Annotated in this window: 12 protein-coding genes; 7 read left to right on the top strand and 5 right to left on the bottom strand. The window is 66.9% G+C overall.

From position 1 onward, the window contains the following. The first annotated feature begins 153 nt into the window (after positions 1 to 153). The 5 genes from BT183_RS09580 to upp all read left to right on the top strand — a co-directional run bounded on the left by BT183_RS09580 (position 154) and on the right by upp (position 6,296). Complete coding sequence (locus tag BT183_RS09580; protein WP_072342080.1) at positions 154 to 2,532, top strand: aldehyde dehydrogenase family protein; 2,379 nt, start codon at positions 154 to 156, stop codon at positions 2,530 to 2,532. Next, the gene (locus BT183_RS09575) at positions 2,522 to 3,040 is read left to right on the top strand and encodes an endonuclease domain-containing protein (RefSeq protein ID WP_072342077.1); all 519 of its coding nucleotides are present in this window, start codon (positions 2,522 to 2,524) and stop codon (positions 3,038 to 3,040) included. Before BT183_RS09580 ends, BT183_RS09575 begins: the two co-directional genes overlap by 11 nt. Beyond that, a complete protein-coding gene (gene deoA, locus BT183_RS09570; protein WP_072342074.1) occupies positions 3,037 to 4,359 on the top strand; it encodes a thymidine phosphorylase in 1,323 nt (440 codons plus the stop codon). Before BT183_RS09575 ends, deoA begins: the two co-directional genes overlap by 4 nt. Positions 4,360 to 4,423: 64 nt before the next feature. Next, a complete protein-coding gene (locus BT183_RS09565) occupies positions 4,424 to 5,662 on the top strand; it encodes a phosphopentomutase (RefSeq protein ID WP_072342071.1) in 1,239 nt (412 codons plus the stop codon). Between the two features lie 4 nt (positions 5,663 to 5,666). Beyond that, entirely contained in the window at positions 5,667 to 6,296 is a 630-nt protein-coding gene (gene upp, locus BT183_RS09560) for a uracil phosphoribosyltransferase (protein WP_072342068.1), read from the top strand. 737 nt (positions 6,297 to 7,033) lie between these two features. Here the strand turns inward: upp and edd are convergent. From edd to BT183_RS09540, 4 genes are read right to left on the bottom strand one after another with little or no spacing between them, the layout of a single operon-like run. Beyond that, the gene (gene edd / locus BT183_RS09555) at positions 7,034 to 8,845 is read right to left on the bottom strand and encodes a phosphogluconate dehydratase (protein ID WP_072342065.1); all 1,812 of its coding nucleotides are present in this window, start codon (positions 8,843 to 8,845) and stop codon (positions 7,034 to 7,036) included. An 18-nt stretch (positions 8,846 to 8,863) separates the two neighbouring features. Then, a complete protein-coding gene (gene pgl, locus BT183_RS09550; protein WP_072342062.1) occupies positions 8,864 to 9,553 on the bottom strand; it encodes a 6-phosphogluconolactonase in 690 nt (229 codons plus the stop codon). Continuing rightward, positions 9,550 to 11,031: a glucose-6-phosphate dehydrogenase gene (zwf, locus tag BT183_RS09545; RefSeq protein WP_072342059.1), complete on the bottom strand. Its 1,482-nt coding sequence runs from the start codon at positions 11,029 to 11,031 to the stop codon at positions 9,550 to 9,552. The genes pgl and zwf overlap by 4 nt, the downstream gene beginning before the upstream one ends. Positions 11,032 to 11,057: 26 nt before the next feature. Next, the gene (locus tag BT183_RS09540; protein ID WP_072342055.1) at positions 11,058 to 11,999 is read right to left on the bottom strand and encodes a glucosamine kinase nucleotide-binding domain-containing protein; all 942 of its coding nucleotides are present in this window, start codon (positions 11,997 to 11,999) and stop codon (positions 11,058 to 11,060) included. Between the two features lie 263 nt (positions 12,000 to 12,262). On the opposite strand from BT183_RS09540, the gene cobU reads away from it, so the two are divergent. Beyond that, positions 12,263 to 12,823 carry a bifunctional adenosylcobinamide kinase/adenosylcobinamide-phosphate guanylyltransferase gene (gene cobU / locus BT183_RS09535; protein ID WP_072342052.1) on the top strand — a complete coding sequence of 187 codons (561 nt, stop codon included), beginning with the start codon at positions 12,263 to 12,265 and terminating at the stop codon, positions 12,821 to 12,823. Between the two features lie 66 nt (positions 12,824 to 12,889). Next, complete coding sequence (locus BT183_RS09530; RefSeq protein WP_072342049.1) at positions 12,890 to 13,639, top strand: sulfite exporter TauE/SafE family protein; 750 nt, start codon at positions 12,890 to 12,892, stop codon at positions 13,637 to 13,639. Between the two features lie 10 nt (positions 13,640 to 13,649). Here BT183_RS09530 and cbiB read toward each other — a convergent pair whose 3' ends face one another. Continuing rightward, positions 13,650 to 14,609, bottom strand: coding sequence for an adenosylcobinamide-phosphate synthase CbiB (gene cbiB / locus BT183_RS09525; protein WP_072342046.1), 960 nt, complete (start codon positions 14,607 to 14,609; stop codon positions 13,650 to 13,652).

Below are 14,609 nucleotides of genomic sequence, written 5' to 3'. Positions count from 1 at the left end.
CCCACCCTCGGTCCCTCCCCGCAAGGGGGAGGGAGGCGCGGGAGCCGCGCTTGATGTGGTTGGGACGAAGATCGATTGGGAGGGTTCCCTCCCCCTTGCGGGGAGGGACAGGGTGGGGGTGGAGCCCGGCCCAACTGCTCCGGGAGAACCTGAATGAACAAGATCGCTGAAATCTTTGCCTCCCTCGATTATGGCCCGGCGCCCGAAAGCGCGGAGCAGGCCAATGCCTGGCTCGATGCGCATGGCCGGGCCTTCGGGCATTTCATCAATGGGCAATGGACGAGCCCCGCGGCGACCATTGCCACGACCAACCCCGCAACGGGCGAAAAGCTGGCCGAGATCAGCGACGGAAACAGCGATGATGTCGATCGCGCGGTTGCGGCGGCGCGGGCGGCGTTCGGGCCGTGGAGCGCGCTTTCGGGCCATGAGCGCGGCAAATATCTCTATGCCATCGCGCGGGCGGTGCAAAAGCATGCGCGGCTCTTTTCGGTGCTCGAGACCATGGACAATGGCAAGCCCATCCGCGAAAGCCGCGATGCCGATATCCCCCTGGTGGCGCGCCATTTCTACCATCACGCCGGCTGGGCGCCGCTGATCGGCCGGAGCTTTCCCGGCCATGTGCCCTATGGGGTGTGCGGGCAGATCATTCCGTGGAATTTTCCGCTGCTGATGCTGGCCTGGAAGGTGGCGCCAGCGCTGGCGGCGGGCAATACGGTCGTGCTGAAGCCCGCCGAATTCACTTCGCTGACCGCGCTGCTCTTTGCCGAGATCTGCGAGCGCATCGGCCTGCCGCCGGGCGTAGTCAATATCGTGACCGGCGAGGGCGAGACGGGCGCGGCCATCGTTGCCCATCCCGATATCGACAAGATCGCCTTCACCGGCTCGACCGAAGTGGGCAAGATCATCCGCGCCGCAACGGCCGGTTCGGGCAAGGGCCTGAGCCTCGAGCTGGGGGGCAAGAGCCCCTATATCGTCTTCGAGGATGCCGATCTCGATTCCGCCGTCGAAGGGCTGGTCGAGGCCATCTGGTTTAACCAGGGGCAGGTGTGCTGCGCCGGCTCGCGGCTGCTGGTGCAGGAATCGATCGAGGAGAAATTCCTTGCCAAGGTCAGGCGCCGCATGGCGAGCCTCAGGGTCGGCGACCCGCTCGACAAGGCCATCGATATCGGCGCACTGGTTGCCCCCGTGCAGGTGGAGCGCATCCGCGACCTGATGAAAAAGGGGGTCGCCGAGGGCGCCGTTGTCTACGAGCCCGATGGCGCCATCCCCGCCGCGGGATGCTTTCTGAAGCCGGCGCTCGTGACCAATGTGTCGCCCGCCAGCATCCTCGTGTCCGAGGAGATCTTCGGGCCGGTGCTGGTGGCGATGAGCTTCCGCACCCCCGAAGAGGCGGTGGCGCTGGCCAACAACACCCGCTACGGGCTGGCCGCCACGGTGTGGAGCGAGAACATCAACCTCGCGCTCGACATCGCGCCAAGGCTCAAGGCCGGCGTGGTGTGGATCAACGGCACCAACCAGTTCGACGCGGCTGTCGGCTTTGGTGGCTACAAGGAGAGCGGCTTTGGCCGCGAGGGCGGGCGCGAGGGGCTTTCGGCCTATCTCAAGCCCGACTGGGAGAAGGGGCTCGGCGAAGCGCCGCGCGGTGAAAAGTCGCCCGTCGCTTCGGCGCGGGCTGCCAATCCGCTCGATACCGCGCCGCTCGACCGCACCGCCAAGCTCTATATCGGGGGCAAGCAGGCGCGGCCCGATTCGGGCTATTCGCGCCCCGTGACCGGCCCCGCTGGCGCCGTGCTGGGCGAGGTGGGCGAGGGCAATCGCAAGGATATCCGCAATGCCGTGGAGGCAGCGCGGGCGGCCCAAGGTTGGGGCACGATGGCGGCGCATGCCCGGGCGCAGATCCTCTATTTCCTCGCCGAAAACCTCGATTATCGCCGCGCCGAATTTGCCGCCCGCATCAAAGCCCAGACCGGGCGCGACGGGGACGGTGAGGTGGGCCTTTCGATCGAGCGGCTCTTCGCCTTTGCCGGCTGGGCCGACAAATATGACGGGGCGGTGCACAACCCCCCGATGCGCGCCATCGCCGCCGCGATGATCGAACCGCTCGGGGTGCTGGGCATCGTGGCGCCTGAGCGCTGGCCGCTGCTCGGCAGCGTCGCGCTGCTCGCCCCGGCGCTGGCGATGGGCAACACCGTGGTGCTGGTGCCCTCCGAAGCCGCGCCGCTTTCGGCCACCGATCTCTACCAGGTGCTCGAAACCTCAGACATGCCCTCGGGCGTCGTCAATATCGTGACGGGCGAGGCCAGGGCGATGGCAAAGACCTTGGCCGAGCATGACGGGGTGGACGGGCTCTGGGCCTTCGGGTCGGCTGAACTCAGCGCGATGGTGGAAAAGGCCTCGACCGGCAATCTCAAGCAGGTCTGGTCGAGCCGCGGGCGCGACTTCGATCTTGCCGATGACGCGCGCTTTGCCGGCGACTACTGGCTCGCCCGCGCCACCCAGGTCAAGAACGTCTGGATTCCCTATGGGGCGTAGGCTCGAAAAGGATATCGGCAGGGCACGGTCGCTGCGCGCCAGCATGGGGGAACCGGAACGCGCGCTGTGGCGCATCCTGTTCTGGTTCCGCCGCGAGGGCTTCCATTTTCGCCGTCAGGCGCAGTTGGGTCCGTATTTTGTGGACTTTGCCTGCCATCACGCCGGGCTGGTCATCGAAGTCGATGGGTCGAGCCATGACAGTGAAGACGCTCAGGCCGCTGATCGCCGGCGGGATGCCTACCTCGAAGCGCGTGGCTATCGCGTGCTCAGGATTTCCAATGCTGAAGCCATGCGCAATGCCGACGGCGTCTATCTGAAACTGGCAGACTCGTTGCGGGGGCATACCCCCACCCTCGATCCCTCCCCGCAAGGGGGAGGGAGGCGCAAGAGCCGAAGCCGCATCGTTGAATCCTCTGCGATGGACCAGTCGGGTCTCCCTCCCCCTTGCGGGGAGGGGACAGGGGTGGGGGATACCACGTCCCAAATCGACAAAGTGATGTGCCCATGACCCTCCTCCCGCAGGAAATCATCGTCGCCAAGCGTGATGGCAAGGCGTTGGACGCAGCCCAGATCGGGGGGTTCATCAGGGGGCTGACGCGGGGCGAAGTCTCCCATGCGCAGGCGGCGGCCTTCGCTATGGCGGTCTATTTCCGCGATATGACGCTGGCAGAGCGTGTGGCCCTGACGGCGGCGATGCGGGATTCGGGGACGGTGCTCGACTGGACAGACCTGCCGGGGCCGGTGCTCGACAAGCACTCGACCGGCGGGGTGGGCGACAATGTCTCGCTGATGCTGGCCCCGATGCTGGCGGCCTGCGGCGCCTATGTGCCGATGATTTCGGGGCGCGGACTGGGCCATACGGGTGGCACGCTCGACAAGTTCGATTCCATTCCCGGCTACCGCACCCAGCCCGACAATGCGCTCTTCCGGCAGGTGGTGCGCGATGTGGGCTGCGCCGTGATCGGGCAGACAGCCGATCTCGCCACCGCCGACAAGACGCTGTATGCCATCCGCGACGTCACCGGCACGGTGGAGTCGGTCTCGCTGATCACCGCCTCGATCCTCTCGAAAAAGCTCGCGGCCGGTCTCGGTGCGCTTGTCCTCGACGTCAAGACCGGCTCGGGCGCCTTCATGCCCAGTCACGACAAGGCGGTGGAACTGGCCCAAAGCCTCGTTGCGGTGGCCAATGGCGCCGGATTGCCGACCGCCGCCCTTTTGACCGACATGAACGAGCCGCTCGCGAGCGCTGCCGGCAATGCGGTGGAGATGCGCAATGCGGTGGATTTCCTCACCGGCCGGCATCGCGACCCGCGGTTGCTGGAGGTGACGCTGGCGCTTGCGGCGCGCGGGCTCGTGCTATGCGGGCTCTTTGCCGACGAGGCTGAGGCTCGCAAAGCGGCCGAGCGCAGCCTCGCCGACGGCACGGCGCTGGAGCGCTTCGCCCGCATGGTGAGCGCGCTGGGCGGACCCACCGATTTCGTCGAGCGCATGGACCACCACCTCGCCAAGGCGCCCATCGTGCGCGACGTGACGCTTTCGGGCGAGGGCGAAATCGTGGCGATCGACACCCGCGCCATCGGCATGGCAGTGGTAGCGCTGGGCGGCGGCCGCACAGATCCTGCCCAGGCGATCGACCACGCCGTGGGCTTTGAAGCCCTGGCCGGGCTCGGCACGCCCATCTCCGGCCCGACCGTAGTCGCGCGGCTCCACGCCCGTGACGAGGCCAGCGCAGCCGATGCCGAAAGCCGCTTGCGCGCCGCCCTGACCCTGGGCGAGAAAGCCCCCACCGATCCGCTCCTGGCCGGACGCGTCGACCCGCCGGGCTGACGGGCCGTTTTCTCATCCGTCTTTCGATCCGCTCTGCCGTTCCCAGCCTTTTCTGGAGGTTTTCATGCCCCGCGCCATCCTTCTCATCCTCGACAGCGTCGGCATTGGCGGGGCGCCCGATGCGGCGGCCTATGGCGATGCGGGCGCTGATACGGTCGGGCACATTGCCGAGGCCTGCGCGGCGGGCAAGGGCGGGCAGGCCGAATTGCGCAGCGGGCCGCTGGCAGTGCCCAATCTCGACGCGCTGGGCTTGGGCGCGGCGGTGAAACTCTCCACCGGTCGCCTGCCGCCGGGGCTCTCCGCGACCCCGAGGGCCGGGCTTTTCGGGGTGGGGCGGGAAGTTTCCAAGGGCAAGGATACCCCATCGGGCCATTGGGAGATCGCCGGGGTGCCGGTGCCCTTCGAGTGGGGCTATTTTCCCAAGACCGTGCCGGCCTTTCCCGACGAGATGATCGCCGCCATCTGCGCGGAGGCGGGCCTGCCCGGCATCCTGGGCAATGCCCATGCCTCGGGCACCGAAGTGATCGAGCAGTATGGCGAGGAGTCCATCCGCACCGGCAAGCCCATCTGCTACACCTCGGTCGACAGCGTCTTCCAGATCGCCGCCCATGAGGGGCATTTCGGGCTGCAAAGGCTCTACGATCTCTGCGAGATCGTCTTCCGGCACACCGCTCCGCTCAATATCGGCCGCGTCATCGCCCGGCCGTTCCTTGGGGAAACGGCCGGAGCCTTCAAGCGCACCGGCAACCGGCGCGATTTCGCCATCTCGCCCCCGGAGCCGACTTTGCTCGATCGCCTCAAGGGGGAGGGGCGGCAGGTGTTTGCCATCGGCAAGATCTCCGACATCTTCGCCGGCCATGGCGTGACCCACAAGATCAAGGCCTCGGGGCTGACGGCGCTCTATGATGCGACGCTGGAAACCCTCGACATGATGCCCGATGGTGCGCTGGTGATGACCAATTTCGTCGATTTCGACAGCGAATACGGCCATCGCCGCGACGTGCCGGGCTATGCCGCCGCGCTCGAATATTTCGATTCGCGCCTGCCCGAGGTGATCGCCAGGCTCAGGCATGACGATCTTCTGGTGCTGACGGCCGACCATGGCAACGATCCGACCTGGACGGGCACCGACCATACGCGCGAGCAGGTGCCGATCCTCGTGTTTTCCCCCGCTCTGGCCAAGGGCGAGATTGGCATTCGCCCAAGCTTGGCCGATATTGGGGAAGGCATTGCCCACTGGCTCGGAATCGCTCCGGGCCGGCACGGCAAGAGCTTCCTTTCCGGTCTTGCCGCTGCGGAGTAGAGCGATGCAGAACGTCACAGTCGTCGATCACCCGCTGGTGCAGCACAAGCTGACCATCATGCGCGACAAGGAAACCTCGATCGCGGGCTTCCGCGTGCTGCTGCGCGAGATCGCGCATCTGCTCTGCTACGAGGTGACGCGCGATCTCGAACTCGAGATGATCTCGATAAAGACCCCGCTCGAAACCATCGAGGCCCCGACGCTCAAGGGCAAGAAGCTGGTCTTCGCCTCGATCCTGCGGGCCGGCAACGGGCTGCTCGATGGCATGCTCGACCTGGTGCCGGCGGCGCGCGTCGCCCATATTGGTATCTATCGCGACCACGAGACACTGCAGCCGGTGGAGTATTACTTCAAGGCGCCGGCCGACATCGCCGACCGGCTGGTGATCGTGGTCGATCCGATGCTGGCCACCGCCAACTCGGCCATCGCCGCCATCGAGCGGCTCAAGCAGCGCGGCGCCAACAATCTGCGCTTCCTGTGCCTTCTGGCGGCGCCCGAGGGCGTGCAGAAATTCAACGAAGCCCATCCCGACGTGCCGGTCTTCACCGCCGCCATTGACAGCCATCTCAACGAGAAGGGCTATATCGTCCCGGGCCTCGGGGATGCGGGCGACCGGATGTACGGCACGCGCTGAGGGGGCTCGTTTAACCTCTCCCTTGGGGGAGAGGTAAAGAGGGGCTTGTCTGTGAGGGCGAGGTGCCGGCGGCCCTCGTCCTTCGAGACGCCCCTGCGGGGCTCCTCAGGATGAGGGCCTCTGTGAATTGTGGGGGAGACCTCATGGTGAGGAGCGGCTTCAGCCGCGTCTCGAACCACGAGGTCGGGGACCGCTGCGCTTGTCCCTCACAGGGTGGTTCCCGCGGAAGCAGGACCTCTGTTGACCGGATCCGCACACCAAACGGAAATCCCTGTTTTCGCAGGGACGACCGCCTGGAAGAGTGCTTCGGCTGACCACCTTTCCCTTTTGGCGCGAGGTCGGCCGCAGGCCGGGTGAGGCGGCTTGCCGCTTGCGCATTAGCCGAACCTCCTCCAAACCCGTCCCACCCACGACGTCATTCCCGCGGAAGCGGGAATCCAGTTGCGGTATCAGGACGTTGCGCCATTCCGCGCCTGCGGCGAAGGCCCCCTCACCCGGCGCTACGCGCCGACCTCGCGCCATTCGAGCATAGCTCTCATGGCCTTCTCGGCTTCAATCCGTCCACCGGACGGATTGCCCGGCTCCGCCGTCGCCTCGAAGCCCCCAAAGGGAGAGGTAAAGAGGGGCTTTTCTGTGAGGGCGAGGTGCCGGCGGCCCTCGCACTTTTAGACGCCCCTCCGGGGCTCCTCAGCGAGAGGGGTCGGCAGGCGTGAGGGGCCCGTGACTAGGGCGGCCCCTCAGAAGACGCTCGCACCTGCTTCTGCTGGCCCGACGAGATTGCGGAAGGTGGCGAAGAGTTCGCGGCCCATGCCGAAATGCTGCGGGGTGAGATCCTCGGTGGCGGGCGCGCGGGCGAAGAACTCGGCGGGATCGACGAGCACATCCATGGTGCCGGCCTCGGCATCGAGGCGGATGACGTCGCCATCGCGGATATAGGCGATGGGGCCGCCATTCTTGGCCTCGGGGGTCATGTGGATAGCGGCGGGCACCTTGCCCGAGGCGCCCGACATGCGCCCATCGGTCAGGAGCGCGACCTTGAACCCGCGGTCCTGCAGCACCGCAAGGCTTGGGGTGAGCTTGTGCAGCTCGGGCATGCCGATGGCGCCGGGACCCTGGAAACGCACCACGACGATGACGTCGCCATTGAGTTCATTGGCCTTGAAGGCGGCCTGCAGCGCGTCCTGGGAATGAAAGACGCGCGCCGGCGCCTCGATCAGCCGGTGCTCGGTCTTGACGGCCGAGACCTTGATCACCGACTTGCCCAGATTGCCCGTGAGCATCCTGAGCCCGCCATTGGGCGCAAAGGGCGCCTTGACCGAGGCCAGCACCTTGGGCAGGGCGCTTTCGGCAGGGGCGGGGATGAATGTGAGCGCATCCTCGATCAGCTTGGCCTCGACCGCATAGGCCGAAAGCCCGCCGCCCCAGACGGTCTTGACGTCCTCATGCAGATAGCCGCCCTCGAGCAGTTCGCGGATGAGAAAGCCCATGCCGCCGGCGGCGTGGAAGTGGTTCACGTCGGCCACGCCATTGGGATAGACGCGCGCCATCAGCGGCACGGCTTCGGAGAGGTCCGACATGTCCTGCCAGGTGATGGCGAGGCCGGCCGCCGCTGCCATGGCGACGAGATGCATGGTGTGATTGGTCGACCCGCCGGTGGCATGGAGCCCGACCATGGCGTTGACGATGGCCTTTTCATCGACGATGTGGCCGATGGGGGTATAATTGTTGCCGGTGGCCGTGAGCGACAGGGCGCGGCGCGTGGCCTCGCGCGTCAGGGCATCGCGCAAGGGCGTGCCGGGATTGATGAAGCTCGAGCCCGGCAGGTGCAGGCCCATGATCTCCATCAGCATCTGGTTGGAATTGGCGGTGCCGTAGAAGGTGCAGGTGCCGGCCGAGTGATAAGACCGGGCCTCGGCCTCGAGCAGTTCGGCGCGGCCCACCTTGCCTTCCATGTAGAGCTGGCGGATGCGGCTCTTTTCGTCATTGGGCATGCCGGTCGGCATGGGGCCGGCCGGAACGAACACGCCCGGCAGGTGCCCGAAGGTCAGCGCCCCGATCAGAAGGCCCGGCACGATCTTGTCGCAGATGCCCAGATAGAGCGCCGCATCGAACATGTTGTGCGAGAGCGAGATGGCCGTGGCCATGGCGATGACGTCGCGCGAAAACAGCGACAGGTCCATGCCCGGCTGGCCCTGGGTGACGCCATCGCACATGGCGGGCACCCCGCCGGCCACCTGCGCGGTGGCGCCTGATTCGCGGGCGACCTGCTTGATCAGGGCCGGATAGGTCTCATAGGGCTGATGGGCCGAGAGCATGTCGTTATATGAGGTGACGATGCCCAGATTGGGGGTCCTGGCGCCCGCAAGACGGGCCTTGTCGGCCGGCGAGCAGGCGGCAAAGCCATGGGCGAGGTTGCCGCAGGACAGCTGGGCACGATGCACGCCTTCGTCGCGGGCCGCGGCGATGCGGTCGAGATAGGCGCCGCGGGTCGTCGCACTGCGCTGGGCGATGCGGTCGGTGACCTCCTGGATGGCCTTGCGGACGGACATGGGACCTCCTTGCGGGCGTCAGGGCGCCCAGTAGATTTCGAGCGGAACGCGATCCTGCCGCAGCACGGCGCGCACCGGCATATCGAGCTCGGGGCCCTCGGCGAGCGCCTTGTCCAGCGTCTCGGCCTTCTCGGCCCCCTCGATATGAAGATAGAGCGCCTCGGTTTCGAGCAGGCGCGGGAGGCTCAGCGTGACGCGCGGCTCCCCGGCGCCCGGGGCGCGGATGGCGATGACGGGGGCAGGGCCGGCAAGGGCGTCCGCCAGCGCATCCCCGCCGGGGAAGAACGAGGCGGTGTGCCCGTCGTTCCCCATGCCCAGCACCACGGCATCGAACTTGGGAATGCCGGACAGCCGGGCCGCGGTTTCGGCGATGGTTGCGGGGGTGGGCTCGGCGCCGCCCGAATAGAGCGGCAGGAAGCGCGCCACGGCGGCGGGGCCCTGCAACAGCTTCTCGTTGATGAGGCCGGCATTGGAGCGGGCCGAAAGCTCATCGACCCAGCGCTCGTCGACGAGCGTGACGGTCACCTTGTCCCAGGCGATATCCTTGGTCTTGCCCAGCCGGGAAAAGAACTTGCCCGGTGTCGAGCCGCCCGAAAGCGCGATGGCGGCGGTGCCGCGCTCGGCGATGCCGATGCGGATGCGCTCGGCCACCGCTTCGGCGAGGGCGCGGGCAAGCTCCTCGCGGCTTTCGAAATCGTGCCGGTTCAATGTCCGTCCTCATGCCAGGTGCGGCCGTCGCGCTCGATGAGTGCGATGGCCCCGGTGGGCCCCCAGGTGCCGGCGCTATAAGGCTGGGGGGCGTCATTGCCCGTATCCCAGGCGCTGCGGATGGGGTCGACCCAGCTCCAGGCGGCCTCGAGCTCGTCGCGGCGCATGAACAGGGTCTGATTGCCGCGGATGACATCGAGCAGCAGCCGCTCATAGGCCTCGGGCGTGCGCTCGGAGAAGGTTTCGGCAAAGGAGAGGTTGAGCGGCACCTCGCGCAGGCGCATGCCGCCGGGGCCGGGATCCTTGATCATCATCAGCATGCGCACGCCCTCGTCGGGCTGGAGGCGGATGATGAGCCGGTTGGGGCGCGGGGCGCCCTCGGCATGATCGAAGATCGAATGCGGGATCGTGCGGAACTGGATGACGATCTCGGAGACGCGGGTCGCCATGCGCTTGCCGGTGCGGAAATAGAAGGGCACGCCCGACCAGCGCCAGTTCTCGATCTCGGCCTTGAGCGCCACGAAGGTCTCGGTGCGCGAGCCCTTCTTTTCGGCCGGCAGCTCATCCTGATAGCCCTTGACCGAGGTGCCTTCGGACGAGACGCCGCGATATTGCCCGCGCACGGTGCAGCGGCCAACTGCCTCTCCCCTGATGGGCTTGAGCGAACGCAGCACCTTGAGCTTTTCGTCGCGCAGCGCATTGGCCTCGTCCGAGGCCGGCGGCTCCATGGCCACGAGGCAGAGCAGCTGCAGCATGTGGTTCTGGATCATGTCCCGCAGCGCGCCGGACTCGTCATAGTAGCCGCGCGTGCCGGCGCCCACCGATTCGGCCACGGTGAGCTGGATGTGGTCGATATGGGCCGAGTTCCAGATCGGCTCGAACAGGATATTGGCAAAGCGCAGCGCCAGGAGGTTCTGCACCGTCTCCTTACCGAGATAATGGTCGATGCGGTAAACCTGGTCCTCGGCGAAGATTTCCGAGATCGCGTCGTTGATCTGCCCCGATGAGGCGAGGTCGTGCCCGAGCGGCTTTTCGACCACCACCCGCGCGTCGCGCCGGTAATAGCCCTTGTCCTTGAGATACTGGCAGATGGGGCCGAAGAGATCGGGCGCGACTGCCAGGTAGAAGGCGCGCACCACCTTGGGATCCTCGCGCAGCGCCGGGCCGAGATCGGTCCAGCCCTCGCGATTGGACACATCGATGGAGACATAGGAGAAGATCGAGACGAAACGCGCGATCACCGCCTCGTCCTGGTACTCGGCCTCGACGAACTCGTGCACGCTGTCGCGCGCAAGGGTGCGGAACTCCTCATCGCTGAGCTTGCTGCGCGACACCCCGATGATGTGGCTCTGCTCATCGAACTGCCCATCATGGAAGCGGTGATAGAGGGCGGGGATCAGCTTTCGCTTGGTGAGGTCGCCCGTGGCGCCGAACACCACGTAATCGAAGGGCTGGACCGGAATGATGCGGCTGGACACGTCCCGAAAACTCCTTTGCGGATCGGTCAGGCGGCGGGGAAATGCTGCCGCGCCAGGATCAGCGCGCCACGCAGCGGCTCGTAGAGCGGCAGCATGACGAAATCGCCATAGCGCTCCTTGAGCAGCGGAAAGAGCCGCTGCCCGAACCCGCCCACCACCGCCATGCGGGTGGCGCCGCGCGCCTTGAACCAGTTCACGTAGCGGTCGACATAGCTCAGCTGCAGCGCCATCAGCGATTTCGCGGCGCTGTCGCCGGCCTCGTAATGCTCGATAAAGAGCGGCATGAGCTTTCCGAATTCTGCCGGAGCCCGGCCGATCAGCAGATCCTCATGGCCTTCGGCACCATCTTCGCCGACGATGCGCACCGGCTTTTCGGCTGCGAACGACCAGCTCATCACGGCCTGGTTGGAGCCACCGAACCCGGCCACCACGGCCTTGGTCAGCGGGGTGGCCTCGACGAGCCCGTCCTCGGCCTCGACGGCCATGCGCACGAGCTCGCGCCCAAGGATCGCGCCCGACATCTGGTCGCCTACCTGGAAACCCCAGCCGCCGGCCTGGTGGCGCTTGCCATTTACGATGGCGAGAGCCGCCGACCCGGTGCCCACGATGATCACCGCGCCATCCTGCCCGCCCAGCGCACCGGCATGGGCGATGTCGATATCGTCATAGACGCGCACGGCGGCAAAGGGCCAGGGCCGCGCCCCGAAGGCGGCGCGTGCCGTATCCATGCGGCCGCCGGCCATGCCGAAACAGGCATAAGTGTTGGCGGTTTCGGCATAATCGATGCCGGCAGCGGCGAAAACGTCGCGCGTACCATCGCTGATGGCGCGCCAGGCCGGCTCACCATCGTCGATCTGCAGATTCGAACGGCCGTTGCGCACTTCGGCCAGCGGATTCAGGTCGGCATCGGCCAGGCACACCCTGCAATTGGTGCCCCCGCCATCCACGCCCAGATAGAAACGAGCCAAAGGACTGTTCTCCGATCGGCAATTTCGCTTGTGATGGGAGCCGGAGGGCCCCCGCGCAAATCGCGCGGACCATAGAACCAAAGCCATCTAGACGAAAGTAGAATAACCAAAGGAAACCGCCTTCGCCGCTTTCCCGCAAGGGGCATCCCCGCATGGCTTGCATGCCCGGCGCGAGGGGCACAATGAACGCGAAGGCGGCCTCGCGAATTGATAGAGCGAGGGCGATGCGTTCCGCGTGATGCGGAAAAAATGAGGCTGGGACGATGAGCGAACATGTACTGGTGCTGGGTGGCGCCCGATCGGGCAAGACCGGATTTGCCGAAAGGCTGGCGATGCGGGCCGGCGACCGGCCGCTCTATCTGGCCACGGCCGAAGCTCTCGATGCGGAGATGAAGGAGCGGGTGGCCACCCACCAGCGCACCCGCCACGGCCGTTTCGACACGCTCGAAGAGCCCCTCGCCCTCGCCGAGGCCATCGAGCGCGCCGCCATGAGCCATGATGCCATACTCGTCGACTGCCTGACGCTTTGGCTTTCGAACCTTCTGGGCGCCGGGCGCGACGTGGCAGGGGCGGTGGAGGGGCTGGGGCGCACGCTTTCGGGGCTGCAAGACACGCGCGTCATCCTCGTTTCCAACGAGGTGGGGCTCGGCATCGTGCCCGACAATGCGCTGGCTCGCTCGTTCCGCGACCTGGCCGGGTCTACGCACCAGCGGCTGGCTGAAATCTGCACGGATGTCTATTTCGTCGCCGCCGGCCTGCCGCTCACCCTCAAGGGAAGGCGCCCCGAGGAGAGCCAGGAACCCGAGGGGCCCCATTCGGCCTGAGGGCGGGTTGCCGATGGCGGGCGGACTGCCTAAGAAGGAGGCACCCTGCCCGCCGGAAGTGCCCCCATGTCCATCGCCGTCATCGCCCTGCTGTTCGTCGCCGGCTTCATTTCGGGCGCGGTCAATGCCGTGGCAGGCGGCGGGACGTTCCTGACCTTCGGGGCGATGACGCTGGTGGGCATGCCCCCGATCATGGCCAACGCCACCTCGTCTATCGCGCAGTTCCCCGGCTACATCACCTCGACGCTCGCCTATCTCTCCGACATACGCACCTTCTGGCGGCAGGCGCTGCTGCTGGCGGTGATCTCGGCGGTGGGTGCGCTGATCGGGGCGATGATTCTTTTGGCGCTCGACAATCCCTCCTTCCGCGCGCTGGTGCCCTGGCTGCTGCTGGGCGCCACCGCGATCTTCGCCGCCGGACCCTGGCTCAAGCCCAAGCCACGCGCCGAGGGCGATGATCGCCGCAATCCCTGGGGCGTGGTGGTGCAGTTCATCACCGCGATCTATGGCGGCTTCTTCGGGGCCGGCATGGGCATCATGATGCTGGCCGGGCTGGGGCTGACCGAGCGGGGCGACTATCACCGGCTCAATGCCACCAAGAACCTCCTCGCCATCGTCATCGCGGCGGTGGCGATTCTCGTCTTCACCTCGGGCGGGGTGATCGCCTGGCCCGAGGCGCTGGTGATGATTCCCGCCGTGGCGCTGGGCGGCTGGGCCGGCGTGTGGATCGCGCGGCGCGTGCCGCAGATCTATCTGCGCGGCTTCGTGATCGCTGTGGGCGTGGTGCTGGCGATCTACTACTTCATCTCCGGCTGAGGCGTTCGCGTCACAGCCAGACGATGACGGCGATGGCAAGGGTCACGCCCAGCACGACGTTGAGCAGCGTCCAGTAGAGTTCGAGCGCCTTGTAGATATCGGCGGCCAGAAGCTCGGAACGGCCTTCCCCGAAGCGCGGCAGGTCGATGAGCGCGCCGCCATATTGGCGCGGGCCGCCAAGCGCAAAGCCCAGCGCCCCGGCAAAGGCCGCCTCGGGCCAGCCGGCATTGGGCGATTCGTGCTTTTTTGCATCGCGCAGGGCGCTCGACCACGCCGCCTCGGGGTCGGCCCCGCGCGCAAACACCGCTGCGCCCGCAATGGCGAGGGCGGTGAGGCGGGCGGGCACCCAGTTCAGCACATCGTCGAAACGCGCGCTCGCCCAGCCGAAATGCAGGTGCCGCTCGGTCTTGTGCCCGACCATGGAATCGGCGGTGTTGACCGCCTTGTAGAGCGCGATGCCCGGCAGGCCGAACAGCATGAGGAAAAACAGCGGCGCCACCACGCCGTCCGAACTGCTTTCGGCAAGGCTCTCGATGGCCGCGCGGGCGACGCCGGCCTCGTCGAGCGCTTCGGGATCGCGCCCCACGATATGGGAGACCGCCTCGCGGCCCTCGGCGAGCGACCGGGAGAGCCCGTCGCCCACCGCCCGCACGGCACGGCCGAGCTCCTTCTGCGCCAGGAGGCTCGTGGCAAGGATGGCCTCGACCACCCAGCCGAAGGGCAGGAGGCGGAGCGCGAAAGACAGGGGCAGGGTGACAGCTAAGGTGGCTGCCATGAGCAGCACGAGCATCAGCACCCCGCGCAGCCGCCCGGCGCGCTTGCCCATCCCCGGCCGGTTGAACCGCGCATCGAGCAGCCCGATCAGCCGGCCCTGCCAGATGACGGGATGGCCGATGGCGCGGATGAGGCGCATCGGATAGCCGAATTGCCGCTCGATCAGGAGGGCGAGGGGGGCAAGGAAAATCTCCAT

It is taken from the genome of Devosia enhydra (assembly GCF_900119845.1).
Taxonomy (GTDB): domain Bacteria; phylum Pseudomonadota; class Alphaproteobacteria; order Rhizobiales; family Devosiaceae; genus FPKU01.
Note: the sequence above shows the minus strand (reverse complement) of the source record. Positions and strands in the feature narration are given on the sequence as shown.